This is a genomic window from Saccharomonospora saliphila YIM 90502, from assembly GCF_000383795.1.
Classification (GTDB): Bacteria; Actinomycetota; Actinomycetes; order Mycobacteriales; family Pseudonocardiaceae; genus Saccharomonospora; species Saccharomonospora saliphila.
Genome location: NZ_KB912638.1, coordinates 1 through 2,329 on the forward strand (window position 1 = coordinate 1; position 2,329 = coordinate 2,329).

The 2,329-nt window shown below is 73.3% G+C and carries 2 protein-coding genes and 1 pseudogene; 2 read left to right on the forward strand and 1 reads right to left on the reverse strand.

Annotated features, from left to right (window positions below; all coding sequences use genetic code 11):
• Positions 1 to 244: pseudogene (locus SACSA_RS0105005) on the forward strand (hypothetical protein); the annotation flags it as partial.
• 53 nt (positions 245 to 297) lie between these two features.
• Here the strand turns inward: SACSA_RS0105005 and SACSA_RS0105010 are convergent.
• Positions 298 to 1,041 (reverse strand): DUF3159 domain-containing protein, encoded by a 744-nt coding sequence (locus SACSA_RS0105010; RefSeq protein WP_157596615.1) that lies wholly within the window; start codon positions 1,039 to 1,041, stop codon positions 298 to 300.
• A gap of 299 nt (positions 1,042 to 1,340) precedes the next feature.
• Here SACSA_RS0105010 and SACSA_RS0105015 point away from each other — a divergent pair, with 299 nt between their 5' ends.
• Entirely contained in the window at positions 1,341 to 2,306 is a 966-nt protein-coding gene (locus tag SACSA_RS0105015; RefSeq protein ID WP_019814054.1) for an SGNH/GDSL hydrolase family protein, read from the forward strand.
• Positions 2,307 to 2,329: the final 23 nt, after the last annotated feature.

A 2,329-nucleotide genomic window follows, 5' to 3' on the forward strand; every position in this document is an offset into this window, starting at 1 on the left:
TGCTGGGCGGCGTCGAGCAGTTGCGCCCGTCGCTCCGTGCGCGGTAGCCGGACCTCCCGTGGTGCTGGTGGGCAGCGTGCTCGGCGAGCCGAGTGCGGTAGGGGCGCGGGTGCGCGCCCGCCTCCGCGCCGAGCTGCCCGGTGCCGAGGTCCTCGGCAGCACCGACGGGGTGCTGGGGGCCGCATGGCTTGCCGCGCTGGAGGCTTTCGGCCCCGACGCACCCCGTCCGGCGCGCGTACCGTAGGAATCGGCCCCCGGAAATCCCCCTCGCCGGGGGCCCCTGAGGGTGCCCGGGCGCTACCGGGCCTCGTCGCTCGCGCGGCGTACCTCGGTGGTGCCCGCGGCGTTGTCGGTTGAGCGCTCCGTGGGGCCGTCACCGGGCACACGCGGATGGCGCGGACCGGGATGCCCCGCGGGGAGGGTGCGGTAGACGACCGCGCCGCTGACGGCCAGGGTCGCCGCCACCAGCGGCCAGGACAGCAGCACCCGTGCGGTGCCCAGCGCCACCACGTGCCCGGACCACCACAGCGCGCCGAACACGACCACGCGCAGGGTGTACTGACCGAGGACCCAGACCCAGCTCGCGCGTGCGTAGGCACGCAGCAGGTCGGGGTCTCGTCGCCAGCGCGTACGCTGCCCCAGCACGGCCCCGACGACGACGCCGAGCAGTGGCCAGCGCACCAGGATACTCACGGCCCACACCAGCGCGCTGGCGACGTTGAGCAGCAGTTGCGGCAGGAAGAAGTCCTCGGGCCTTCCGGTGCGGACCGCGATCAGCGCGGCCACGCTCACGGCGGCGAGGCTGATCAGTACCGCGCGCACCTTCTCCCGGCGCAGCAACCGGAACACGCCGACCACGACGCTCACCGCGATCGCGGCGGCGGCACCCCAGCCGATCGAGGAATCGGCGAGCAGCCAGCCCAGCACGAACGCCACCGGGGGCAGCGTCGCGTCGACCGCGCCCCGGCGCCCGCCCAGGATGTCGGCCAGCGACTCCCGCTCCGGTCCGCCGGGGTGACGTTCGCGGCGCTCACCGGACACGGCAGGCACGGCACCGGCGGCGCGCTCGGGCGCACCGCCGCTCGTGGAGGGCTCGCTCACGCCTCCACCCTGCCGCAGCCCCCGCGCGGACGGAAACGACACGGCGGGGACGAGCCCTTCGAGATCTTCACCACAGATCACGGGAAGTCCAGCTCACGGCGCGCGTACGCGGGAGAGTGGGGACTTGCGCGGAAACCGACGGTGGCGTAGGTGCGCGCCGGCGGGGCAGAGTCGGTGACGGATCGTGGCCATACGCGGTTTTCACAAGATTCCACAGGGTGCTGCGGGGAGGAATTGTCGTGAACGTGTTCGACAGTTACGTGGCGATCGGGGACAGCTTCACGGAGGGACTCAACGACGAGTTGCCGGACGGCACGTTCCGGGGGTGGGCCGACCGGCTCGCGGAGATCCTGGCGGGTGGGCGGGACGACTTCCGCTACGCGAACCTGGCCCTGCGCGGCAAGATGCTGGACGAGATCGTGGACGAGCAGTTGCCGGTGGCCCTCGACATCCGGCCCGATCTCGTGACGGTGTGCGCGGGCGGCAACGACATCATCGTGCCGGGCGCCGACGTCGACGATGTCGCCGCGCGGTTCGAGGACGCGATCGCACGGCTGCGCGCGGCGGGCATCCAGGTGCTGATCTTCACGGGCCCGGACACCAAGCAGATGTCGGTGATGAGCATCCTGCGGGGCAAGGTCGGGATCTACAACGCCCACCTGTGGGCCGTCGCCGAACGACACGGCGCCCGGGTCGTGGACCTGTGGGCGATGCACGTGCTGCACGACGTGCGGGCGTTCAGCGACGACCGGTTGCACTTCACCCCGGAGGGGCACCGACGCATCGCGTTGCGTGCCGCCGAGGTTCTCGGCGTGGACACCGAACAGGACTGGCGCGACCCGTGGCCTGCCACCGAGCAGCAGGCCAACTGGCTGACCCTGCGGCGTTCCGACCTGGAGTGGACGAAGACGCACCTGCTGCCCTGGATTCGGCGGCAACTGCGCGGCGAGTCGATGGGCGACGGCCTGCGACCGAAGCGCCCCCGGCTCGCGCCGGTGCGCACCACGACGGGCACGGTGGGCACCGCACCGGGGACCATGGGCACCGCCCCAGGGACCGTGGGCACCGCACCGGGGACCATGGGCACCGCCCCAGGGACCGTGGGCACCGCGACGGGGACCGTGGGCACTGCCCCGGGCAGCGTGGGCTCCACCGCACTGGTGGAGACGCCGCGGCCGACGTGCGCCCCGGACGACGCCGTCTGACGACCCGCCCGGCGACCGGAGCG